Origin of the sequence: Bacteroides faecis, assembly GCF_020091505.1 — a bacterium.
Taxonomy (GTDB): Bacteria; Bacteroidota; Bacteroidia; order Bacteroidales; family Bacteroidaceae; genus Bacteroides; species Bacteroides faecis.
Genome location: NZ_CP081916.1, coordinates 4,847,210 through 4,873,471 on the forward strand (window position 1 = coordinate 4,847,210; position 26,262 = coordinate 4,873,471).

A 26,262-nucleotide genomic window follows, 5' to 3' on the forward strand; every position below is an offset into this window, starting at 1 on the left:
TTACTATTTAATCATTCCACAGTTACCGACTTTGCCAGATTTCTAGGTTGGTCTACATCCATTCCTTTGCACACCGCAATGTGATAAGCAAGCAATTGGAGAGGTACCGTAGTAATTAACGGATCAAGGCACTCGATTGTTTCCGGAAGTTCGATACTGCAATCGGCTATTTTACTGATCACTGTATCTCCCTTAGTTACAAATGCAATTACCCGGCCTTTTCGTGCCTTGATTTCCTGAATATTGCTCAGTACTTTCTCGTACAGTCCGTTCTGGGTAGCAATGACGACTACCGGCATTTCAGCATCAATCAAGGCAATCGGTCCGTGTTTCATTTCGGCAGCCGGATAACCTTCGGCGTGAATATACGATATTTCTTTCAATTTCAACGCACCTTCCAAAGCAACAGGATAACTATATCCGCGTCCGAGGTAAATAAAGTTATGCGCATAGGTGAAAGTTTTTGATAATTCCGCCAACTTATCATTCAGCTTCAGCACCTCCTTCATTTTTTCGGGAATATTGTTCAGTTCCTGCACAATTGTGAGATAATGCGCCTCATCCAGCGTACCTTTCTCTTTGGCGAGAGTTAATGCCAACATTGTCAGTACACTCACCTGTCCTGTAAATGCTTTGGTAGAAGCTACTCCAATCTCCGGGCCGACGTGGATATACGAACCTGTATGAGTGGCACGGGGAATAGAGGAACCAATCGCGTTGCATATACCATATATAAAAGCACCGCGACTTTTCGCCAGTTCTACTGCCGCCAGTGTATCCGCCGTTTCTCCACTTTGCGAAATGGCAATCACCACATCATGCTCGTCGATCACCGGATCACGATAACGAAATTCGGAAGCATACTCCACTTCTACCGGAATACGGCAGAAACTTTCAATCAGGTGTTTACCGATCAGTCCCGCATGCCAGGAAGTACCACAAGCCACAATGACAAAGCGTTTGGCATTCAGCAACTTCTCTTTATAGTCAATCACGGCCGAAAGCACCACATTATTCGCTTCCACATTGATACGTCCGCGCATACAATCACGGATACAGTCCGGCTGCTCAAAAATCTCCTTCAGCATAAAATGCGGATAGCCCCCTTTATCCAGCTGTCCGAGGTTCAACTCTACCTTTTTCACTTCGGGGGTCATTTCCACATTATTCAGATTGACTACCTTCAATTCTTTTCCCCGGTTGATCACCGCTATCTCACCATCTTCCAGATATACCACCTTATCTGTATATTCTACAATCGGCGTGGCATCCGACGCCAGAAAAAATTCCTCTTCACCAATACCTACCACCAGCGGACTGCTTTTGCGGGCCGCAATAATTTCCTCCGGGTGCTCCTTATCAAGAATCGCAATCGCATAAGCACCAATCACCTCGCCCAATGCCAACTGAACGGCAGTGAGCAAATCAACCTGATGGGTAACTTTCATATATTCGATTAGTTGAACAAGCACCTCGGTATCGGTACTACTTTTAAAAGTGTAACCTTTGGCCTGAAGTTTTTCTTTGAGAACAGCGTAGTTTTCAATGATACCGTTGTGAATGAGAGCGAGCTTTTCGGAAGAAGAATAATGAGGATGGGCATTAGCTGAACAAGGTTCCCCGTGTGTAGCCCAACGGGTATGGGCAATTCCGACTGTACCGGAAATATCTTTGTGTGTGACGAAATTTTCGAGTTCGGAGACTTTTCCTTTCGTCTTGTACACATTTAATTGTTGGTTATCACTGATCAATGCTACCCCTGCACTGTCATATCCACGATACTCCAGCCGCTTCAACCCTTTAATAAGGATGGGGTAGGCTTTTCTTTTACCAATATAGCCTACTATTCCACACATATTATGATATTTTTATTTCGGTTGCAAATATACGAATTCTAAATGACATAAAGATAAATTTTTCTATATTTATTTGACATAAGCACATAAAAAAGTTGTAAACACATCAAAAAGTTAAATAATATATTATTTTTAGCTCAAAAAGAAACAAGTTACAATCAGAATAAAATAAAAGCAAACAACTAATAAATTTGATACAAATCCGCAGATTTTGATTACAATCTAAAAGAATAAAGAGCAGGCTTTTTATTTCGTGTTACAGAAAACTAACAAAATACTATCATTATGAAATTAAATCATTAATTTTGCCGAACATTTTGATGGAATAAATAGGTATTATCATACAATAAAGCTAGAAAGAATGAAAAAACAAGAACTTTTTAACAACGCAACAGAAGGATTCACCTACCAACGAGCACCTCAACAGATGGGGTTGTACGACGCGGCATACGAACACGATGCCTGCGGAGTTGGCATGCTGGTGGACATTCACGGAAAAAAGTCACACGACCTTGTTGAGTCGGCTTTAAAAGTATTGGAGAACATGCGCCACCGTGGTGCTGAAGGGGCGGATAACAAAACCGGAGACGGTGCAGGTATTATGTTACAGATTCCGCATGAGTTTATTTTACTGCAAGGCATTCCTGTTCCCGAAAAAGGACGCTATGGTACCGGCCTGCTTTTTCTGCCGAAAAATGAGGAAGACCAGGCAGCTATTTTAAGTATCATTATTGAGGAAATAGAGAAAGAAGGACTTACATTGATGCACTTGCGCAATGTACCTACCTGCCCGGAAATTCTGGGTGAAGCAGCTCTGGCTAATGAACCGGACATCAAACAGGTATTCATCACCGGATTTACGGAAACGGAAGCTGCCGACCGCAAATTGTATCTGATCCGTAAGCGGATAGAGAATAAAGTCAGATTGTCAGCCATTCCGACAAGAAATGATTTTTATGTCGTTTCGCTCTCTACCAAGAGTATTATATATAAAGGTATGCTTTCGTCATTGCAGCTACGCAACTATTATCCCGATCTGACGAACAGCTATTTTACCAGTGGACTGGCACTGGTACACTCCCGTTTCAGTACCAACACATTCCCGACATGGGGATTGGCACAACCCTTCCGTTTGTTGGCCCACAACGGCGAAATCAATACGATTCGCGGCAACCGCGGATGGATGGAGGCCCGTGAAAGTGTACTCTCCACTCCTGATCTGGGAGATATCAAAGAGATCCGACCGATTATACAGCCGGGCATGAGTGACAGCGCTTCTCTGGACAATGTGCTGGAGTTTCTGGTTATGTCGGGATTAAGCCTGCCACATGCCATGGCAATGCTCGTACCGGAATCTTTCAACGAGAAAAACCCGATCAGCGAGGACCTGAAATCTTTCTATGAGTATCATTCTATCCTGATGGAACCATGGGACGGACCGGCAGCCCTGCTCTTCAGTGACGGACGTTTTGCCGGTGGTATGCTCGACCGTAACGGTCTGCGCCCTGCCCGCTATCTGATCACTAAAAACGACCTGATGGTAGTTGCCTCCGAAGTAGGTGTAATGGACTTCGAACCGGGAGACATAAAAGAAAAAGGACGCCTGCAACCGGGAAAGATTCTGCTGATTGATACAAAAAAAGGAGAAATCTACTATGACGGTGAATTGAAAAAACAACTTGCCGAAGCGAAACCGTACCGTACGTGGTTGTCGACCAACCGTATCGAACTGGATGAACTGAAAAGCGGGCGCAAAGTACCTCATCACGTAGAAAATTATAACCGGATGCTCCGTACTTTCGGCTACTCCAAAGAGGACATCGAACGGTTGATTATGCCGATGGCAAGCACAGGTGCGGAACCGATTCATTCAATGGGGAATGATACGCCTTTAGCTGTACTCTCCGATAAACCTCAGTTGTTTTACAACTATTTTCGCCAGCAATTCGCACAAGTGACTAATCCACCGATCGACCCGCTACGTGAGGAACTCGTCATGTCTCTGACGGAATATATCGGAGCGGTAGGCATGAACATTCTGACTCCCAGTGAAAGCCATTGCAAAATGGTACGTCTGAATCATCCGATTCTAAGCAACACACAGCTGGATATTCTCTGCAATATCCGCTACAAGGGTTTCAAGACTGTGAAATTGCCGATGTTGTTTGAAGTATCGAAAAGAAAAGCCGGCTTGCAGGAAGCACTGAACAGGCTGTGCAAAATGGCGGAAGAGTCGGTAACGGAAGGTGTAAACTACATTGTGCTGACCGACCGTGAGGTAGATGCCACCCATGCGGTAATCCCTTCATTGCTGGCAGTAAGCGCCGTTCACCATCATCTGATTTCCGTAGGCAAACGTGTTCAGACAGCTTTGATTATAGAAAGCGGAGAAATACGTGAAGTTATGCACGCTGCCTTATTGCTCGGCTTCGGAGCAAGCGCACTGAATCCATATATGGCATTTGCTATCCTCGACAAGTTGGTGAAGGACAAAGATATTCAGCTGGATTATGCTACAGCAGAGAAAAACTATATCAAATCTATCTGCAAAGGTCTGTTCAAGATCATGAGCAAGATGGGTATCTCCACCATCCGCTCTTATCGTGGTGCGAAAATTTTCGAAGCTGTCGGGCTCAGTGAGGAATTGAGTAAGGCTTACTTTGGTGGAATCGGGTCACCAATCGGAGGTATTCGTCTGGAAGAGGTAGCCAAAGACGCAATCGCTTTCCACGATGAAGGTATCCGGGAGGTGAAGAGTGAAGAGTTACTGAATAGAGGATTGTATGCCTTCCGGAAAGACGGAGAAAAACATGCATGGAATCCGGAAACAATCAGCACGTTGCAACTGGCTACCCGCTTAGGCAGCTACAAGAAATTCAAAGAGTTCACTCATTTGGCAGACGATAAGGAGAGTCCTATTTTTCTGCGTGATTTCCTGAGTTTCCGTCGCAATCCTATCTCTATCGACCGAGTGGAACCTATAGAGAATATCCTCCGACGTTTTGTGACGGGTGCCATGTCTTTCGGTTCTATCAGCAAGGAAGCCCACGAAGCGATGGCAATTGCCATGAACACCATCCATGGACGCAGCAACACAGGGGAAGGTGGTGAAGACGCTTCCCGTTTCCACCCGCTGCCGGACGGAACTTCCATGCGAAGCGCCATCAAACAGGTAGCTTCCGGACGCTTTGGTGTCACCGCCGAATATCTGGTTAATGCTGATGAAATACAGATTAAAATAGCTCAGGGAGCCAAACCGGGTGAAGGCGGACAGCTTCCGGGATTCAAAGTGAACGATGTGATTGCCAAGACACGCCACTCCATTCCGGGGATCTCGCTGATTTCTCCTCCTCCCCACCATGATATTTATTCCATCGAGGATTTGGCACAATTGATATTTGACTTGAAAAACGTGAATCCACAAGCCAAAATCAGTGTCAAACTGGTGGCAGAAAGTGGAGTCGGCACAATCGCCGCGGGTGTGGCAAAGGCAAAAGCGGATTTGATTGTCATTTCCGGTGCCGAAGGCGGTACGGGAGCCTCTCCTGCTTCATCCATCCGCTATGCAGGTATTTCTCCGGAATTGGGATTGAGCGAGACACAACAGACACTGGTTCTGAACGGCCTGCGCGGACAAGTCGTTCTGCAAGCCGACGGACAATTGAAAACCGGACGCGATATTATTTTAATGGCATTGATGGGAGCCGAGGAATATGGTTTCGCTACTTCCGCACTGATCGTATTGGGATGTGTGATGATGCGTAAATGTCATCAGAATACTTGTCCGGTAGGTGTAGCTACTCAGAACGAAGAATTACGCAAACGTTTTCACGGACGTAGTGAATATCTGGTCAACTTCTTCACATTCCTGGCACAGGAAGTCCGTGAATATCTCGCAGAAATGGGATTTACCAAGATGGATGACATCATCGGACGCACAGACCTGATTGAACGCAAATCCGTTGCGGGTGATCCGAACCCGAAGCATGCCTTGATCGACTTCACCAAATTACTGGCACGTATAGACAACAGTGCGGCTATCCGTCACGTCACCGATCAGGAGCACGGCATCTCGACCGTAAAGGATGTGACAATCATAGACGCTGCCCAAGAGGCGATTGAACACGAAAAAGAAGTTTCGCTGGAATATACGATTGCCAATACGGACCGGGCGACAGGTGCCATGCTCTCCGGTGTCATTGCCAAGAAGTACGGAGAAAAAGGCTTGCCGGAACATACCTTGAATGTAAAGTTCAAAGGTTCTGCGGGACAGTCATTCGGCGCTTTTCTGGTGCCGGGCGTAAATTTCAAGCTGGAAGGTGAAGCCAATGATTACCTGGGTAAAGGTTTGAGTGGCGGACGTATCGCCGTCCTGCCTCCTATCCGCAGCAACTTCGAAGCCGAGAAGAACACAATTGCAGGTAATACCCTGCTTTATGGGGCAACCAGTGGCGAGGTATACATCAATGGGCGTGCCGGCGAACGTTTCGCCGTACGTAATTCGGGAGCTGTCGCTGTAGTAGAAGGTGTAGGCGACCATTGCTGTGAATATATGACCGGAGGCCGCGTAGTGGTTCTGGGACAAACGGGACGAAATTTTGCAGCTGGTATGAGCGGCGGTGTAGCTTATGTGTGGAACAAAGACGGCAATTTCGATTATTTCTGCAACATGGAGATGGTAGAATTATCACTGATCGAAGAGGCCAGTTACCGAAAAGAACTGCACGAACTGATTCGACAGCACTATCTGTACACCGGTTCGAAACTGGCACGTACCATGCTCGATGACTGGAACCATTATGCCGATCAGTTTATTCAGGTAGTACCTATCGAATATAAAAAGGTGCTACAGGAAGAGCAGATGAGAAAGTTACAGCAGAAAATTGCAGATATGCAGAGAGACTATTAATTCAAGTAATAGGTATCAGGTATTAACGATGCAGAAGGCTACGGCTAATACTTAATACCTAACACTTAATATTTAAGATTAAAGAAAATGGGAGATCCAAAAGCATTTTTAAATATACCTCGCCAGGAAGCGGGATACCGCCCCATAAGCGAGCGCATCACTGACTATAGTCAGGTAGAACAGACATTGAATACAAACAGCCGCAAGTTGCAGGCTTCCCGCTGTATGGACTGTGGCGTACCATTCTGCCATTGGGCATGTCCGATAGGCAACAAACAGCCGGAATGGCAGGACGCATTATACAAAGGAAAATGGAAAAAAGCGTATGAAATTTTATCCTCAACCTGCGACTTTCCGGAATTTACCGGACGTATATGCCCTGCCCTTTGCGAAAAGTCCTGTGTGCTGAAACTATCCTGCGACCAGCCGGTGACGATTCGCGAGAATGAAGCGGCTATCGTAGAAGCCGCTTTTCGTGAAGGATATATACAGGTACAAACACCCCGAAGAAACGGAAAAAGTGTAGCAGTGATCGGTGCCGGTCCTGCCGGACTGGTAACTGCCAATCAGTTGAACCAGAAAGGTTACACCGTCACCCTGTTTGATAAGGACGAAGCACCGGGAGGATTGTTACGTTTCGGCATTCCAAATTTCAAACTGGATAAAAATGTCATTGACCGGCGTATGAAAATATTGGCAGCAGAAGGTATCCGGTTTGAGATGGGAGTAGAAGTAGACGTCCATCATTTGCCGAAAGGTTTTGACGCTTACTGCATTTGTACCGGAACCCCCGTTGCCCGTGACTTGAGTATTCCGGGACGTGAACTGAAAGGTATTCACTTTGCACTCGAAATGCTGGCACAGCAAAACCGGACTCTGGAAGGTCAGACTTTCGCAAAGGATAAGTTAGTGAACGCTAAAGGCAAAAAGGTACTTGTCATCGGTGGCGGCGATACCGGATCAGACTGTATCGGAACCAGTGTACGACAGGGAGCAACCAGTGTTACACAAATTGAAATCATGCCCAAACCGCCCGTAGGTCACAATCCGGCTACTCCGTGGCCTCAATGGCCTGTAGTATTTAAAACGACTTCCAGCCACGAAGAAGGTTGTACACGTCGCTGGTGCCTGGCCTCCAACCAGTTCCTCGGGAAAGACGGTAAGGTTACAGGTGTAGAAGTGGAAGAGGTGGAATGGACTCCGACAGCAGACGGCGGACGTCCAACGATGAAGCCTACAGGCAAGAAGGAAGTAATCGAGGCGGATCTGGTACTATTGGCTATGGGATTCCTGAAACCGGAGCAACCTAAATTCCCGGAAAACGTATTCGTTGCCGGAGATGCGGATACAGGCGCAAGTCTGGTAGTACGGGCTATGGCAGGAGGACGGGCGGCAGCAGCTAAGATAGATGATTACCTGACCAAATAGTACTACGACAGGTAATAAGAAAAAGTTGGATTACTATGATTCTTTCGTTCCACCTGGGTAGAACGAAAGAAAAACCTAGGTGGAACGAAAGAATTATAACCAATCCATTTAAAAAGAATAGCGAGAAAACAATATATTATATAACCCCCAAACACTTAAAGTTATGTGTGGAATAGCAGGTATACTCAACATAAAAGTTCAGACTAAGGAACTAAGAAGCAAAGCACTGAAAATGGCTCAGAAAATCCGTCACCGCGGACCGGACTGGAGTGGCATCTACGTAGGCGGAAGCGCCATTCTGACACACGAGCGTCTCTCCATCGTTGACCCGCAAAGTGGCGGGCAACCCCTCTACTCTCCCGATCGCAAACAAGTGCTTGCCGTAAATGGCGAAATCTACAACCACCGTGATATCCGTGCAAAATATGCCGGTAAATACAACTTCCAAACAGGAAGTGACTGCGAAGTAATCCTTGCTTTATACAAAGATAAAGGCATTCATTTCCTGGAAGATATCAACGGTATCTTTGCTTTCGTTCTTTATGATGAAGAAAAAGACGAATTCCTGATTGCCCGGGACCCTATCGGTGTCATACCTTTATATATAGGGAAAGACAAGGATGGAAAAATCTATTTTGGCAGTGAGCTGAAAGCACTCGAAGGCTTCTGTGAAAAATACGAGACGTTCCTCCCGGGACATTACTTTTATAGTAAAGAGGGGAAAATGAAACGTTGGTATACCCGTGAATGGACAGACTACGAAGTTGTAAAAAACAACGGAGCCAAAGCCTATGACGTAAAAGAAGCATTGGAAGATGCTGTTCATCGCCAGTTGATGAGTGATGTTCCTTATGGAGTCCTTCTTTCAGGCGGGCTAGATAGCTCCGTCATTTCCGCTATCGCCAAGAAATATGCAGCAAAACGTATCGAAACAGACGGAGCAAGTGACGCTTGGTGGCCTCAACTCCACTCCTTTGCTATCGGACTAAAAGGGGCACCCGATTTGAGCAAGGCACGTGAAGTGGCAGAATACATCGGTACGGTTCATCACGAAATTAATTATACGGTTCAGGAAGGACTGGACGCTATCCGGGATGTCATTTATTTTATCGAGACATATGATGTGACTACTGTACGTGCTTCTACCCCTATGTATTTGCTGGCACGTGTTATCAAATCAATGGGAATCAAAATGGTGCTGAGCGGTGAAGGGGCCGATGAAGTTTTCGGAGGCTATCTTTACTTCCATAAAGCCCCTACTCCACAGGCTTTCCACGAGGAAACCGTACGCAAGCTCTCAAAACTTCACATGTACGACTGCCTCCGTGCCAACAAAAGTCTGTCTGCCTGGGGTGTAGAAGGACGTGTTCCCTTTCTGGATAAAGAATTTCTGGATGTGGCAATGACTTTGAATCCGAAGGCTAAAATGTGTCCCGGTAAAGAGATCGAAAAACGAATTGTACGTGAAGCTTTTGCCGACATGTTGCCGGAAAGCGTGGCATGGAGGCAGAAAGAACAGTTCAGCGATGGTGTAGGATATTCATGGATTGATACATTAAGAGAAATGACAGCTGCTGCCGTCAGCGACGAACAGATGAAACATGCAGCCGAACGTTTCCCGATCAACACCCCACAGAACAAGGAAGAATATTATTACCGGAGTATTTTTGAAGAGTATTTCCCCAGTGAAAGTGCGGCACGCAGCGTACCGAGCGTACCCAGTGTAGCATGTTCCACAGCAGAAGCACTCGCATGGGATGCAGCTTTCAAAAATTTAAATGAGCCAAGCGGCAGAGCGGTAAAAGGAATACATGAAGAGGCTTATGACGAACGGATAAAATAAATCGGTTGAAAAATGATAGATGTCTGAAATAAACTCATACCTTTGAGAATATATTTATCATCTATCATTCAATAAACAAATGAACATTAAGTTTTTATGGTGCTGGTGTATCTTTTCCTTGCTAAGTATTACTTCTGCATTCTCTACTTCACAAGAATCAGAAATACTATTCATAGACGGAGTGAAATGGGATATGCTGGCCCAACCGATTGACATAGATTCCATACATAACACTAAATTCAGAGAATTTTTGCCCAAAGAGCGACATTGGACGACTGCAAACTGGGACGGATATACAGGAGTCTGGGAAATAAAGAATAATCAATTGTACCTTCAAAAGGTCATTATTGAAATATCGGAAAACCATAGCACAGAAAAGAGAGAAGTTAAGGGAATAGATTCTTTTTTTAGTGAATATAAAACAGACGATGGAATCTTTGCTTCCTGGTTTAGCGGAAAAGTACGGTTAGGCCGGGGTGATATTATACGTTTTGGTGCCGGAGGTTTCGACAGAAACTACATGGAGGAGTGTGTATTGACTATCAAAGACGGTGTTGTCACAGATAAAGTGTTTTATCACAATAGCCGAAAGGAAGGGATCAAGCTATTACAAATCAGAGATAGTCTACAGGCACATTTCCCTTGGGAAAAGTTCCCCGAAATAAGCGGAAAAAGACATATTATCTTTTTATCTGATTTCGATTTATCCGCTGACGGACACTATATAGACAGCAATGTCAAAATCCGACTGGATAAAGTCATGACCGAAGACCAGAGCCATCCGATAATAACAGCCATCAAAAAGAAGCTAAAAGAAATCTATCCTTGGGAGGTTTTATATATTAATGGGAAATACCGTCCGGAATATCAACATTTCACTTTCCCTATTATCATCAAAAGCTCAAATGATGAAACTCCTGATTAGTTGTCATTATCTTCTCCATAGATGATATCGGCCAATGTTTATTCATCAGTTTGTAAAGTCAAGAATAAAAAGTCTATATTTCTATGCATAAAAGCAGCCAATTAACGCAGATTAGCATAATAACAAGCTAATCTGTGTTTTATTTTTTATATTTTTGGACTCATAAACTCTTTAAACGTACTATCAATGAAAATAAAAAGAATTATTCTAATGGCCGCCCTTATCATTTCAGTAGCTAGCGTTCAAGCACAAAAGTCACAGGTTATCGCTCATCGTGGCTATTGGAAAACAGCAGGTTCTGCCCAAAACAGCATCACATCTTTGCAAAAGGCGGATTCTATACATTGCTATGGTTCCGAATTTGATGTATGGCTTGCCAAAGACAATAAGCTGGTTGTCAACCACGATCCTGTCTACAAGATGAAATACATGGAATATTCCAAGGGAGATGCTCTTACAGGATTGAAACTATCAAACGGAGAAAATCTGCCCAGCCTGCAAAAATATCTGGAAGCCGGCAAAAAATGCAATACTAAGCTAATACTTGAACTGAAAGCGCATAACAGCAAAAAACGTGAAACAAAAGCCGTACAGGAAATCCTTGCCATGGTGAAAAAGATGGGACTGGAAGATCGTATGGAATATATCACTTTCTCGCTGCACGCAATGAAAGAGTTTATCCGTCTGGCACCTGCCGGAACCTCGGTATTCTACCTCAACGGAGAACTATCTCCCAAAGAACTGAAAGACCTCGGCGCTGCCGGACTTGACTACCACATGGGAGTAATCAAAAAACATCCCGAATGGATCAAAGAAGCACATGATCTCGGATTGAAAGTCAATGTCTGGACGGTAGACAAAGCAGAAGACATGAAGTGGCTGATTGACCAGAAGGTGGATTTCATTACGACCAATGAACCGATTGTGGCACAAGATATGCTAAAATAATCACTCACAGAAAATTTCTAAGAGCTAAAACAATATTAAGCACCATCATGCAGTAAACCAATATGCATGATGGTGCTTTTTACATAAAATCCCAATAGAAGCTATTTGAAATCTTCCAATACCTCTTTCAACTCTTCTACCGTCAACTCACCTACTTGCCTCCACAGTTCATGTCCCTTATGCAATAGAAGGAAAGCTGGTACCGTCTCAATATTATATGAATCGGCTACGGCTTTATCTCCTTCAATGTTCACATTTATCAGTTCTATCACTCTCTGCTCATAAGTGCGGAGCACAGGTCCTATCCATTCATAATGAGGCGACCAGTCAGCGTAAAACACAACCAATACCAAATGATTGCTCTGTGCGGCAACTTCCAATTGTTTCTCTATATCCATATCTCCTACATTTATTATGTTATTGTTAGGAAGAGAACAATGAATATATAAAAAAGGTTCTTCTCCATATTCGATAAACAATATGTCATACAAATAAGCAAATTCACTTTCATATCGTCAAAACCAAAAGAAGTCATTTCTTGTTTTTATAGTAATATACAGGAGAAATTGACTATAAAATCCTCATATATTATGAAAAGATATGCAAAACGAATCCACCAAATAATAATTTATCAAAATAAGCACATGTAAAATTTCAGATTAACACTAAAGATCCCTGTATACAAATCAATTGAAAGTTTGATAAAAATAAATAGATATTAGACATACTTTCAACTAAAACATAAAGCAAAAAGTCATATCTTTGCATCGTAATAAAACAAAAGGTTACAACAATCAATAAATAAGGATCAAAATGACAAATAAAATAAAATTTACCAAAATGCACGGGGCAGGAAATGACTACATCTATGTAGATACTACCAGATATCCGATAGCAGATCCTGAAAAGAAGGCGATTGCATGGAGCAGATTCCATACGGGAATCGGAAGTGACGGACTTATATTGATTGGTACTTCTGACAAAGCTGATTTCAGCATGCGTATATTCAATGCAGATGGTTCCGAAGCGATGATGTGCGGTAACGGAAGTCGGTGTGTAGGCAAATATGTATATGAGTACGGATTGACGGATAAGACAGAAATCACCCTTGATACATTGTCAGGTATTAAAATCCTGAAACTACATATAAATGGAAAAACGGTTAGCGCAGTCACGGTAGATATGGGGAGTCCACTGGAAACAGGTGAAGTCTGTTTTGGAAAAGAATATCCTTTCCGGTCTACCCAAGTATCAATGGGAAATCCTCATCTGGTTACTTTTGTAGAAGATATCTCTCAGATCGATCTGCCGAAAATAGGCCCTGAGCTAGAAAAATATCATCTCTTCCCGGACAGGACAAATGTAGAATTCGCCCAAGTAATTGGGAAAGATACCATACGAATGAGAGTATGGGAAAGAGGATCGGGAATAACTCAAGCCTGCGGAACAGGTGCGTGCGCAACAGCAGTAGCAGCCTGTATCAACGGACTTGCAGGAAGAAAAAGCGATATTATAATGGACGGAGGAACTGTCACTATCGAATGGGAAGAAGCCTCGGGACATATATTAATGACAGGACCGGCAACCAAAGTTTTCGATGGAGAAATAGAAGCAGACAACGGCCAACCCAAATAGGCTGATGAAATAAGCGTTTCCGAACAATCAATTAAAGATAAGAATATAGCAAAACTTAAAACAATAACAATATGGCATTAGTAAACGAACATTTCTTAAAACTACCGGGAAGCTATTTATTCTCGGATATAGCGAAAAAGGTAAATACGTTCAAAATAACGCACCCTAAACAGGATATCATCCGGTTAGGTATCGGAGATGTCACCCAGCCGCTTCCCCAAGCCTGTATCGAAGCTATGCACAAGGCAGTAGAAGAACTGGCAAGTAAAGATACATTTCGCGGATATGGTCCTGAACAGGGATATGACTTTCTGATTGAAACCATTATAAAAAATGATTTTGCTCCCCGGGGAATCCATTTTTCGTCATCGGAGATATTTGTCAGTGACGGAGCAAAAAGTGATACAGGTAACATAGGAGACATTCTTCGTCATGACAACAGTGTCGGTGTCACAGACCCTATCTATCCGGTATATATAGACAGCAACGTTATGTGCGGACGTGCCGGAATACTGGAAGAAGAAACAGGCAAATGGAGCAATGTGACCTATATGCCTTGCACAAGTGAGAACAACTTTATTCCGGAGATTCCCGACAAACGGATAGACATTGTTTATCTCTGCTATCCGAACAACCCGACAGGAACCACACTAACGAAACCGGAACTAAAGAAGTGGATAGATTACGCATTGGCAAATGATACACTGATTTTGTTCGATGCCGCATACGAAGCCTATATTCAGGACGCGGATGTCCCCCACTCTATATACGAAATAAAAGGTGCAAAGAAATGCGCGATCGAATTTCGTAGTTTTTCAAAGACAGCAGGATTCACCGGAGTACGTTGCGGCTACACCGTAGTACCGAAGGAACTGACCGCTGCCACTCTGGAAGGTGAACGTATTCCACTCAACAGATTGTGGAACCGTCGCCAATGTACTAAGTTCAACGGCACTTCCTACATCACTCAACGGGCAGCGGAAGCAGTCTACAGTGCAGAAGGAAAAGCACAGATCAAAAAAACGATTGATTATTATATGACCAATGCAAAAATAATGAAAGAAGGACTGGAAGCTACCGGACTGAAAGTATACGGCGGAGTCAATGCGCCTTATTTATGGGTGAAAACTCCGAACGGACTCTCTTCCTGGCGATTCTTCGAACAGATGCTATATGAAGCTAACGTAGTCGGAACTCCCGGTGTAGGTTTCGGACCCAGCGGCGAAGGATATATCCGACTGACAGCTTTCGGCGATCGTAACGACTGTATCGAAGCGATGAGAAGGATTAAAAACTGGCTTTAGAAATGAAGAATGAAGATTTTTTTGCAGTATGAGATACCCCCATCTCGACTATAGTTCTTTTGAGTTTATCATTTTAACTTGTTGTTTCTGATTCTTCATTCTTAATTCTTCATTTAACTGATAGTATTTTGCGCGCTACTATATAACACTGGACCGTACATCCACATTTTTCTAACTTTTAAAGGTAAAAAGACGATGAAAACGACGATTAACAAAAAATTGGGGGTAATAATAGTAGCATTATTACTAACGGGGATTGTGCCATCCGCCATGAAGGCACAAAATAAAGTAGAAGCTTCTGTAGGAGCAGATTTGGTAAGCGGTTATATCTGGCGTGGTCAGGACCTGGGTGGAGTAAGTATCCAACCTTCACTGGGAATCTCTTACAAAGGTTTTTCACTCGGAGTATGGGGATCAGCAGGATTTGAGTCATCAGACACTAAAGAATTCGATTTAACACTCGGCTATTCAATAAATGGTTTTAGTGTTTCGATCACTGATTACTGGTTTAATACTCAGGTTCCGTCAGGAGTAGACGATGAAGGAGAAACGATCTATTCTACCAACAAGTATTTCAAATATGGCGCTCATTCAACCGCCCATGTTTTTGAAGCACAGATTGGATATGATTTTGGTCCGCTGGCTGTCAATTGGTATACCAACTTTGCAGGAGCTGACGGAGTGAAAGGGAATGGGAAAAGAGCCTATTCATCCTACCTCGCACTAAGCGCACCCTTCCAATTGGGTGGACTCGACTGGATGGTAGATTTAGGCATAGTACCTTGGGAAACATCTTTTTATAATGGGTATACAAGTGGATTCTGCGTATCGGATATCAGCCTCGGAGCTACCAAAGAAATCAAAGTCACTGATTCTTTCTCGGTTCCGGCGTTTGCCAAAGTATCAGTCAATCCACGCACGGAAGGTGCTCACTTCACATTCGGATTAAGTTTTTAAGAGAGAGAATTTTATATCTAAAGAGTGTATAGGGAATAGAAAAGGTAGTTAGAGTTTAGATTTTATCGGTTTGTTGTATGGTAACCTGCTATGGCTGCCCCCTATACCTCTTTTTTTACAAGTCACACTAATATTTAAGGTATATGAAAAAGATTGAAGCTATTATCCGTAAAACCAAATTCGAGGACGTAAAAGATGCTTTACTTGAAGCAGATATCGAATGGTTCTCCTATTATGATGTAAGAGGCATCGGTAAAGCACGGCAAGGACGTATCTATCGTGGAGTTGTATATGATACCAGTACAATCGAACGTATCCTGATTTCGATTGTAGTACGCGACAAAAACGCAGAGAAAACGGTACAGGCAATCATCAAAGCCGCCCAAACCGGAGAAATCGGCGACGGACGTATTTTCGTCATTCCCATCGAAGATGCCATCCGCATCCGCACTGCCGAGCGAGGCGACATTGCCCTCTATAACGCCGAACAAGAACGCTAACCAACAACCGGCAAGGTGCCGGAATCAGGTTTCCTTGCGGATTATAACATAATAAAAAGGTATTAAATAAGATAATCATTATGGATACAATATATAAAAAGCACAGCTCTGTAAAGCTGTGGATAGCTACTGCTATGCTCATTTTCAGCTGTCTCACTACGAGCGTTTTCGCACAAAAAACTGTTGTCACCGATACTGTTACGGCGGTTACAGAGACCATCACTGAAATTGCGACAGACCCTGTTAAAGTAGCAACAACATCTGAAGAAGCTGCCATAAGTGCTTCCGATACAATTGGAGAGCTGGCACTCGGATTAAATACTGTTTGGATGCTGCTTGCAGCAATGCTGGTATTCTTTATGCAGCCGGGATTTGCATTAGTCGAAGCCGGTTTCACAAGGGTGAAGAATACTGCCAATATTTTAATGAAAAACTTTGTAGACTTCATGTTCGGCTCACTGCTCTATTGGTTTATTGGCTTCGGGCTGATGTTCGGTGCAGGAGGATTCATCGGAATGCCTCACTTCTTTAACTTGTCTTTTCTGGATAGCGATTTGCCCAAAGAAGGTTTCCTTGTTTTCCAGACAGTGTTCTGTGCAACAGCAGCTACCATCGTGTCCGGAGCAATGGCAGAACGTACAAAATTCTCAATGTATCTAGTATACACAATCTTTATCAGTGTGCTTATTTACCCAATTTCCGGTCATTGGACATGGGGAGGTGGTTGGCTGATGAACGGTGAAGAAGGCTCTTTCATGATGAATCTCTTTGGAACCACCTTCCATGACTTTGCAGGTTCAACAGTCGTTCACTCTGTAGGTGGTTGGATTGCTCTGGTAGGTGCTGCTATTTTGGGACCGCGTATCGGTAAGTATGGAAAAGACGGAAGATCAAAAGCTATTCCGGGACATAATCTGACAGTCGCAGCATTAGGTGTATTCATTCTCTGGTTCGGATGGTTCGGCTTCAACCCTGGTTCACAATTGGCTGCAAGTACTGAAGCGGATGCAATTGCAATCTCTCATGTCTTCCTGACAACCAACCTGGCCGCTTGCGCCGGTGGTTTCTTTGCGCTGGTAGTTAGCTGGATGAAGTATGGCAAGCCATCCTTATCTCTGACACTAAATGGAGTTTTGGCAGGTCTGGTAGGTATCACAGCAGGATGCGATGCAGTATCTCCGACAGGAGCAGTAGTGATTGGCGCTATTTGTGGCGTAGTAATGATACTCGCCGTTGACTTTATCGATAAGGTATTGAAAATTGACGACCCTGTCGGTGCTTCATCCGTACATGGAGTCTGCGGTTTTCTGGGAACAATTCTCACGGGGCTATTTTCTACCAGTGAAGGTTTATTCTACGGACACGGAGCAGGTTTCCTTGGTGCACAGATTTTCGGAGCATTAGTAGTCGGAGCATGGGCAGCAAGTATGGGATTCACCATCTTCAAAGTACTTGATAAGGTTCATGGTCTGCGAGTTCCGGCACGTGTCGAAGAAGAAGGCCTCGACATTTACGAACACGGAGAATCTGCTTATAACTAAATTTTTTACTCTAACATATTTAACAACAAATCAAATTAGGTATTATGTCAAAACTTAGATTCAGAGTAGTAGAAACAGCGTTCAAGAAGAAAGCTGTTGAAGTGCCGACACCCGCTGAACGTCCTTCGGAATATTTCGGCAAGTATGTGTTCAACAAAGAAAAGATGTTCAAATACCTTCCCAGTAAGGTGTACAATGCGCTGATTGACGCTATTGACAATGGGGCTCCCCTAGATCGTAGCATAGCTGACGAAGTAGCTGCCGGAATGAAAAGATGGGCGGTCGAAATGGGTGTCACTCATTATACACACTGGTTTGCACCGCTTACCGAAGGCACGGCAGAAAAGCATGACGCTTTCATTGAACATGACGGCAAGGGCGGTATGATGGAAGAGTTTTCAGGCAAGCTACTGGTTCAACAGGAACCGGACGCCTCTTCGTTCCCGAGTGGCGGTATCCGCAACACATTCGAAGCCCGTGGCTATAGCGCATGGGACCCTTCCTCACCTGCATTCATTGTAGATGATACGCTCTGTATCCCCACTGTGTTTATCGCATACACCGGTGAAGCTCTCGACTATAAGGCTCCATTACTGAAAGCATTGCGTGCCGTAGATAAAGCTGCCGTAGACGTATGTCACTACTTCAATCCGGAAGTGAAGAAAGTAGTTGCCTACCTGGGCTGGGAACAGGAATATTTCTTGGTAGACGAAGGTCTGTATGCCGCACGCCCTGACCTGCTCATGACAGGACGTACGCTGATGGGACATGACAGTGCCAAGAACCAACAGTTGGAAGATCACTATTTCGGTGCTATCCCTACCCGCGTAGCTGCCTTTATGAAAGACCTCGAAATTGAGGCTCTCAAACTGGGTATCCCTGTAAAAACCCGTCACAACGAAGTGGCTCCAAACCAGTTCGAGTTGGCTCCTATCTTCGAAGAATGTAATCTGGCCAATGACCATAACCTGCTAATCATGTCGCTGATGCGTAAAGTAAGCCGTCGTCACGGTTTCCGCGTATTGCTTCACGAAAAGCCATTCAAGGGAGTAAATGGTTCGGGTAAGCACAATAACTGGTCTCTGGGTACCGACACTGGTATTTTATTGATGGGACCGGGCAAGACACCGGAAGATAATCTGCGTTTTGTGACATTCGTCGTCAACACCCTGATGGCAGTTTATCATCACAACGGACTGTTGAAAGCTTCCATCTCCAGCGCTACCAATGCGCACCGTCTGGGAGCTAACGAAGCACCTCCGGCAATCATTTCTTCTTTCCTAGGCAAACAGTTGTCTCAAGTGCTGGATCATATTGAGAACAGCACAAAGGATGACCTGATCAGTCTTAGCGGCAAGCAAGGTATGAAACTGGATATCCCGCAAATTCCCGAACTGCTGATTGATAATACAGACCGTAACCGTACTTCCCCATTTGCCTTCACCGGCAACCGTTTTGAGTTCCGCGCCGTAGGTTCCGAAGCAAACTGTGCTTCTGCCATGATCGCCCTAAACTCTGCCGTAGCAGACCAGTTGAAGAAGTTTAAAAAAGATGTAGATGCCTTGATTGAAAAGGGAGAGCCGAAAGTTTCTGCCATACTTGAAATCATCCGTGGATACATCAAGGAATGTAAAGCCATTCATTTCGACGGTAACGGTTACAGCGACGAATGGAAAGCAGAAGCTGCCCGTCGTGGTCTGGATTGTGAAACAAGCGTCCCTGTCATCTTTGACAACTATCTGAAACCGGAAACCATCGCTATGTTCGAAGCAATCGGTGTAATGACGAGAAAGGAACTCGAAGCTCGAAACGAAGTGAAATGGGAAACATATACCAAAAAGATTCAGATCGAAGCCCGTGTATTAGGCGACCTGGCAATGAATCATATCATTCCGGTAGCTACTCAATATCAGACAGACCTGATTAACAATGTCTACAAGATGCAATCCCTGTTTCCGGCAGAAAAGGCAGCAAAACTGTCAGCCAAAAACCTGGAACTGATTGAAGAAATCGCTGACCGCACCGCCTTCATCAAGGAACATGTAGATGCCATGATCGAAGCGCGTAAGGTTGCAAATAAGATTGAGAGTGAACGTGAAAAGGCTATCGCTTATCATGATACAATCGTGCCGGCATTGGAAGAGATCCGTTATCACATTGACAAGTTGGAACTGATTGTTGACAACCAAATGTGGACACTCCCAAAATACAGAGAGTTACTGTTTGTAAGATAAGCATATAATATAAATGAAGAACTAAAAATGAAGAATTACTATGCAGGTTGTGATAAACGCACAGCTAATTCTTCATTCCTCATTTAATTGAAATTATCTATTTCTTTTGTTGGTTGTTTTAAGTTTGCAGGGGAGGGGTACCGCGAGGTAGTCCTCTTCTTTTTTATATAGCAACCGAAATCTGACCTTTATTCTATAATTTTAGCATCTTCAATATCTTCATCATCAGGTGTAATTGGGTTCTTAGGGCGGCGGCGTGTAAATTTAAACCAGTTTATCAACTCAGACAACGAATAAACCAAACTACTGATACCAATGATTATAAATGCTGTATTACGGGCACCAGTCGGATTAAACAGAGCAACGATACCTGCAATAAGAATCAGCGAAGGAATCAGATAAAACGCTCCCGAAACAGGCATCCATCGACGTGCCATCGACAAAGAAGCTATTTGCTGTACTCCACCCATAATCAGGATAAAACCTAACAAGAACATCAGCACATCTGCGAAAAACTCGGGCATCACTATCAGCCAAAGACCGAACAGCAAACTCCCTACCCCCTCAATCGGAAAACGGGGAGCCGGGACATTCTCCGGTCTTTTCCGTCCGAAATAACCGAAAAGGCTGATTACACCGGGAATTAGAAATGCCACCCCTACCGTGATGACAATATAACTAGCTGCCGCATTGGGCCAAAGCACCAACACCAAACCTATGACAAGCGCAAACAAAATGCGAATCAGAGAATAATTCATTGTTTTCATATATTCTATATTTTTTAACGAAGTCTGTTTCAATACTTTTGCGAATATAAGTGTTTCTATCCATATATAAAAATAACAAACGTAGATTGTAATAAGTTCGTAACAAAATCGTTATAGCCATTACACCTCACTTAGATACTTTTGCAGAAAATAAAAAAACAGGTCTTTCATCATGAAATCAAGCGAAGCAAAAAAGAAGTGTCCTTATGTAGAACGTGACATCAGCTGGATGTATTTTAATCAGCGTATCCTCCTCGAAGCTGCCCGTCCGGAAGTACCCCTTCTGGAACGCCTGACTTTTCTCGGCATCTATTCTAACAATCTGGACGAGTTCTTTCGTGTCCGCGTCGCCACACTGAACCGAATCATAGAATATGCTGATAAGAACATATTAAAAGAGCAGGAAACCGCCACACGCACACTCAAACAGATAAGTAAACTACACAATCGCTTCTACGAACAATTTGAAGATACTTTCGCTTCCATCATGGAAGAACTGAAAAAGGAGAATATCTATGTAATCAAAGAAACGGAGATGAACGATGAACAGAAAACATTCATCACCTCTTTCTACCGAAATAAACTGAACGGCTCTACCAATCCGCTTTTCCTCAATGGAGCCCGACCTTTAGACGACCAGACAGATGAGGATATCTATCTCGCTATCCGTTTGCTTCGCAAAGACGAAACAGGAAAAATAAAGGAAAAAGACTATGCTGTTATCGAATTACCAGCCGGAGAATTCGGACGTTTCATCCAACTACCGGATTCGGACGGGAAAACATATCTGATGTTTCTCGATGATGTGATCCGTTATTGCCTGCCTATGATTTTTGTCGGAATGAAGTACACTGATTACGAAGCTTATACTTTCAAATTCACCAAAGACGCCGAAATGGAGATAGACAGCGATCTGCGAACAGGCGTACTTCAGAAGATTTCAAAAGGAGTAAAAAGCCGCAAGAGAGGAGAACCGATTCGATTTGTTTATGATGAACAGATACCCAAAGATTTGCTGAAAAGATTAGTTGACCGGCTGAATGTAGACAAAAACGATACCCGTGTGGCAGGAGGACGTTATCATAACTTCAAAGATCTGATGAAGTTTCCGGTATGCGGGCGTAATGACCTGAAGTATCCCGTCTGGGAACCGATTTTCAAACCGGAACTAAACGGTAAGGAAAGCCTTCTGACGCTGATCCGACAAAAAGACCGCTCATTACACTATCCGTTTCATAGCTTTGATACTTTCATCCGTGTGCTTCGTGAAGCGGCTATCAGCAAAGAAGTAAAAAGCATCAAAATGACACTTTACCGGTTGGCCAAAGAATCAAAAGTGATAAAAGCACTGATCTGCGCAGCCAAGAACGGGAAAAAAGTAACGGTAGTCATCGAACTGCTGGCGCGTTTCGACGAAGCTTCCAACATCAACTGGAGCAAAAGAATGCAGGATGCAGGTATTCATGTCATATTCGGTGTGGAAGGATTGAAAATCCATTCCAAGCTAGTGCACATCGGTACCCGCCACGGAGATATTGCCTGTGTCAGTACAGGCAACTTTCATGAAGGAAACGCACGTATGTACACTGACTATACAATTATGACTGCCCATCGCCCTATCGTCCGGGAAGTAAATGCAGTATTCGACTTTATTGAAAAACCGTACACTCCTGTCAACTTCAAAGAGTTGCTCGTTTCTCCTAATGACATGCGTAAACGACTGATCGCCCTCATCAACAAAGAAATTAAGAACAAGGAACAAGGAAAAGAAGCCTATATTCTGGCAAAAGTGAACCATATTACCGATCAAGCACTCATTGAAAAATTATATGAAGCCTCGGCTACCGGAGTTCAGATAGAGCTGGTAGTACGCGGTAACTGTTCCCTGGTAACAGGTATCCCAGGTATCAGCGAAAATATACATATCAATGGTATTATCGACCGATATCTGGAACACTCCCGTATTTTCATCTTTGCCAATGACGGAGACGAAAAATACTATATCGGTTCTGCCGACTGGATGCCACGAAACCTGGATAACCGCATTGAAGTACTGGCTCCGGTCTATGATAAGGAGATACAGGCAGACTTAAAGCGAATCGTCTGTTACGGATACCGGGATACAGCGAAAGGACGCATAGTAGACGGTACGGGAGAAAATCGGCTTTGGAAAGGATTCCGTTCCACTCTTTGCAAAGGCTCCACTCCTGCCTTCGTCGAAGCAGACAAGACAAACGTACTTTTCCGCTCACAAGAAGAATTATACAAAGAATACAAGAATACATTATGATTAGTATGAAGAAAGTGAATTATGCAGCCATCGACATCGGCTCCAATGCCGTACGATTACTGATAAAATGCGTAAACGAAGAAAATGCCCCCGAACTAATGAGTAAGGTGCAACTCATTCGCATCCCTTTACGACTGGGAGAAGATGCTTTCACAATGGGTGTGATTTCCGCAGAAAAAGAGAAAAAGCTAATCCGCCTGATGAAAGCTTACAAACAGTTGATGAAGATATATGATGTGGTAGACTACCGTGCCTGCGCTACATCTGCCATGCGCGATGCCCGGAACGGTAAAGACATCGTCCGACAAATAGCTAAGAAAACAGGTATACGTGTAGATATCATCGACGGACAGGAGGAGGCACACATCGTGTACGACAATCACATCGAACAGCTTTTCGCCTCCGGGCAGAACTACCTGTATGTAGATGTCGGCGGCGGTAGTACTGAAATTAATCTGATCAGCAACGGAGAACTGAAGAGCTCCCGCTCATACAATATCGGCACGGTCCGTATGCTCAGCGGCATGGTGAAAGAAGAAGAAAGAGAGGCTTTACATACCGATCTGACAGGGCTTGCCACGGAATATGCACCTATCAGCATCATCGGTTCGGGAGGAAACATCAACAAACTGTTCCGTCTGGCAGACAAAAAAGATAAAAAGGCTTCTTTCCTACCCGTTGAATCGCTACGCGAAATCTACGAAGCATTGCAAACTCTTCCTGCCGAGCAACGTATCAAACAATATAAGCTAAAACCGGACCGGGCAGATGTCATCGTTCCGGCTGCGGAAATATTCCTGGAAGTAGCTACTTATGTAAAAGCGACCGGAATCATTGTACCTACTATCGGACTGTCAGATGGAATTATTGATAGTCTGTATACACAAAATATGGCATCCTTTGACACCTCTTCCACCCATATATAAAGAACTGCCCTGTAAATCCGGACTGGATTACAGGGCAGTTTCTTAAACGTTATAAGGGTATAATCTATCAGAATGGGAAAATCAATGGCAGCACAAATATCATCACAATTCCCATGATAATCTGCAACGGTAATCCCACCTTCACATAATCCATGAAAGTATATTGTCCGGCAGGCATTACCAACGCATTAGGCGGTGTAGAGAACGGAGAAGCAAAACACATACTTGCACCCACCGTCACTGCAAACAGGAAAGGAACCGGACTAACACCAATCTGCATAGCACTTTGCAAAGCAATCGGTGCAAGCAGGACAGCTGTAGCCGTGTTACTGATAAACATAGTCATCAATGAAGTTGTAAAATAAATACCCGCCATCAATGCTACAGGCCCGTAAGCTCCCAACCCACTGACCAAAGTATTGGAGATATATTCCGAAGCACCTGTTTTCTCTAATGCCAGCGACATAGGAAGCATAGCTGCAATCAACACGATACTTTCCCAGTTAATCGTTTTATAAGCAGCCTCTACATTACGGAAACATCCTGTCAGAACCATCAAAATACCTGCTATCATAACGGCTGTTACCGGGGCAATCGGGATAAAGTCAAATACCATCATTGCCACCATCAGCACCATGATAGAGGCGGCAACGGGAGCTTTATAGTCCAAAGTTACTTTCGCCGCTTCTGCCAAAGGCTGTCCTAACACCACCCAATCCGAATCCTCTTTACTAAGACGGGCAATGTTACTCCAGGTTCCCTGCACTAAAAGCACATCACCACTATGAATCCGCTCATTCCCCAAATCCTGCAACAGATATTCCTTCTTACGACGGATACCCAACACATTCACATTAAATTTATCACGGAATCCGGACTCCTTGATGGTCTGGTTAATCAGACTAGAGGCAGGCATCAATACTATTTCAGCGATACCTATATCATAAAAATCAAGAGAATTGGTAGTACTTTTCGTCTCTTCCGTAGCGTGATCATCCAATATATCGAGCAAGTAATCTTCGGCAAACTGTTGTACTTTATCAAATTCTCCAGACACATACAGAATATCTTCCGCTTCCAACATAGTATCCGGTTCGGCAAGTTTCTGAGTGATCGTCTTCAGAAAACGATGTTGCGAGGCGTCTCCACGACGGACTTCCATAATGTTGAGTCCATATTTACGACGAATATCCAAATCAAGAATAGTCTTTCCCAAAAGAAGCGAATCTTTTATCACTTGCATACGGAACAGGTTGCTCGAAAGTCCATATTCATTTACCAATTCTTTTAGTGACTTACCCGAACGGCTATTATCATCTTTCTGCCCTTTTTTAGAAAGAAACCACTTACTAAGAGGCATCAAAACCAGTGTACCGACTGCCACACTCACAAGACCTACGGGCAAGAAGGTAAAGAAAGAAAGCGGTTCGAAACCTGCGGAAGTCAATGTATTTTGTATAACAAGATTCGGTGGTGTACCGATCAGCGTCATCATTCCTCCCATACTACTGGCAAAAGCTAATGGCATCAGCAACCGGCTCGGATTCATCTTGGCACTCATCGCCAGACTAACCACAATAGGAAGCATCAATGCTACCGTACCGGTATTACTGACAAATGCACCAATAGCAGAAGTGACCAGCATAACAAGCAAAAACAAGCGAATTTCGCTGTTTCCTGCAAGTTTAAGAATACGAGAACTAATCATTTTTGCCAGACCTGTCTGAAAAATAGCTCCACCCACCACAAACAGTCCGATCATCATAATGACTACCGAATTGGAGAAACCGGAAAGGGCCTCATCAGGTGTTAATATCTGAAAGATAAGTAAAGCTACTAACGCACATAGTGCCACAAGATCCGAACGTACCTTACCGTTTACAAAAAAGATAGCCGAAAGAACGAGAATGGTAATGGTTATCAACATAAGCAAAAAAATAAAATGATTGTTTTATCCTGAATGTATCAAAGATTTGTTTTGGATGAGCAAAATTAAAAAATACTTTGCCGCTATAAAAACAAATTAGAATTGTTTTTAGTTCACAGGACATCATTTAATATTTTAATACATTCTTACTTTTTACAAAAAGACGTTCAATCAAAATATTTTAAAACCAAACCGGAAATTAAGTGCACCAAAATTCCACAAACCGGACATGCACAGCCCTCCCGACAGACTTTACAAGATTAAACAACAAT

At 43.7% G+C, this 26,262-nt stretch carries 17 protein-coding genes; 13 read left to right on the forward strand and 4 right to left on the reverse strand.

Annotated features, from left to right (window positions below):
- Positions 1-11: 11 nt before the first annotated feature.
- On the reverse strand, positions 12-1,856 hold the full coding sequence (gene glmS / locus K6V30_RS19045; RefSeq protein ID WP_010538413.1) for a glutamine--fructose-6-phosphate transaminase (isomerizing): 1,845 nt from the start codon (positions 1,854-1,856) through the stop codon (positions 12-14).
- Positions 1,857-2,217: 361 nt separating this feature from the next.
- Between glmS and gltB the strand changes: the two genes are divergently transcribed.
- The 5 genes from gltB (at position 2,218) to K6V30_RS19070 (ending at position 11,909) form a co-directional block, all read left to right on the forward strand.
- Entirely contained in the window at positions 2,218-6,765 is a 4,548-nt protein-coding gene (gene gltB, locus K6V30_RS19050; RefSeq protein ID WP_055269705.1) for a glutamate synthase large subunit, read from the forward strand.
- Positions 6,766-6,852: 87 nt separating this feature from the next.
- On the forward strand, positions 6,853-8,193 hold the full coding sequence (locus K6V30_RS19055) for a glutamate synthase subunit beta (protein ID WP_010538415.1): 1,341 nt from the start codon (positions 6,853-6,855) through the stop codon (positions 8,191-8,193).
- 163 nt (positions 8,194-8,356) lie between these two features.
- The gene (gene asnB, locus K6V30_RS19060) at positions 8,357-10,036 is read left to right on the forward strand and encodes an asparagine synthase B (RefSeq protein ID WP_010538416.1); all 1,680 of its coding nucleotides are present in this window, start codon (positions 8,357-8,359) and stop codon (positions 10,034-10,036) included.
- Between the two features lie 79 nt (positions 10,037-10,115).
- Positions 10,116-10,961: a hypothetical protein gene (locus tag K6V30_RS19065; protein WP_010538417.1), complete on the forward strand. Its 846-nt coding sequence runs from the start codon at positions 10,116-10,118 to the stop codon at positions 10,959-10,961.
- Positions 10,962-11,171: 210 nt separating this feature from the next.
- The gene (locus K6V30_RS19070; protein WP_081030839.1) at positions 11,172-11,909 is read left to right on the forward strand and encodes a glycerophosphodiester phosphodiesterase family protein; all 738 of its coding nucleotides are present in this window, start codon (positions 11,172-11,174) and stop codon (positions 11,907-11,909) included.
- Positions 11,910-12,010: 101 nt separating this feature from the next.
- Here the strand turns inward: K6V30_RS19070 and K6V30_RS19075 are convergent, their stop codons facing one another.
- Positions 12,011-12,307, reverse strand: coding sequence for a thioredoxin family protein (locus K6V30_RS19075; RefSeq protein WP_055269723.1), 297 nt, complete (start codon positions 12,305-12,307; stop codon positions 12,011-12,013).
- 415 nt (positions 12,308-12,722) lie between these two features.
- Between K6V30_RS19075 and dapF the strand changes: the two genes are divergently transcribed.
- The 6 genes from dapF to K6V30_RS19105 all read left to right on the forward strand — a co-directional run bounded on the left by dapF (position 12,723) and on the right by K6V30_RS19105 (position 20,080).
- Complete coding sequence (dapF, locus tag K6V30_RS19080) at positions 12,723-13,544, forward strand: diaminopimelate epimerase (protein WP_055269700.1); 822 nt, start codon at positions 12,723-12,725, stop codon at positions 13,542-13,544.
- A gap of 71 nt (positions 13,545-13,615) precedes the next feature.
- A complete protein-coding gene (locus K6V30_RS19085) occupies positions 13,616-14,848 on the forward strand; it encodes an LL-diaminopimelate aminotransferase (RefSeq protein WP_010538421.1) in 1,233 nt (410 codons plus the stop codon).
- Positions 14,849-15,043: 195 nt separating this feature from the next.
- Positions 15,044-15,805, forward strand: a complete 762-nt coding sequence (locus K6V30_RS19090; RefSeq protein WP_010538422.1) for a hypothetical protein — start codon at positions 15,044-15,046, stop codon at positions 15,803-15,805.
- A gap of 143 nt (positions 15,806-15,948) precedes the next feature.
- On the forward strand, positions 15,949-16,305 hold the full coding sequence (locus K6V30_RS19095) for a P-II family nitrogen regulator (protein ID WP_010538423.1): 357 nt from the start codon (positions 15,949-15,951) through the stop codon (positions 16,303-16,305).
- An 80-nt stretch (positions 16,306-16,385) separates the two neighbouring features.
- Positions 16,386-17,846: an ammonium transporter gene (locus K6V30_RS19100; protein WP_010538424.1), complete on the forward strand. Its 1,461-nt coding sequence runs from the start codon at positions 16,386-16,388 to the stop codon at positions 17,844-17,846.
- A gap of 44 nt (positions 17,847-17,890) precedes the next feature.
- A complete protein-coding gene (locus K6V30_RS19105) occupies positions 17,891-20,080 on the forward strand; it encodes a glutamine synthetase III family protein (protein WP_010538425.1) in 2,190 nt (729 codons plus the stop codon).
- A gap of 188 nt (positions 20,081-20,268) precedes the next feature.
- On the opposite strand, the gene K6V30_RS19110 is transcribed toward K6V30_RS19105, so the two are convergent.
- Positions 20,269-20,847 (reverse strand): HdeD family acid-resistance protein, encoded by a 579-nt coding sequence (locus K6V30_RS19110; protein ID WP_010538426.1) that lies wholly within the window; start codon positions 20,845-20,847, stop codon positions 20,269-20,271.
- 172 nt (positions 20,848-21,019) lie between these two features.
- Here K6V30_RS19110 and K6V30_RS19115 point away from each other — a divergent pair, with 172 nt between their 5' ends.
- A complete protein-coding gene (locus tag K6V30_RS19115) occupies positions 21,020-23,137 on the forward strand; it encodes an RNA degradosome polyphosphate kinase (protein ID WP_010538427.1) in 2,118 nt (705 codons plus the stop codon).
- Complete coding sequence (locus K6V30_RS19120) at positions 23,134-24,063, forward strand: Ppx/GppA phosphatase family protein (RefSeq protein WP_010538428.1); 930 nt, start codon at positions 23,134-23,136, stop codon at positions 24,061-24,063. The genes K6V30_RS19115 and K6V30_RS19120 overlap by 4 nt, the downstream gene beginning before the upstream one ends.
- Before the next feature lie 67 nt (positions 24,064-24,130).
- Here the strand turns inward: K6V30_RS19120 and K6V30_RS19125 are convergent, their stop codons facing one another.
- Complete coding sequence (locus K6V30_RS19125) at positions 24,131-25,990, reverse strand: SLC13 family permease (protein WP_010538429.1); 1,860 nt, start codon at positions 25,988-25,990, stop codon at positions 24,131-24,133.
- Positions 25,991-26,262 lie beyond the last annotated feature (272 nt).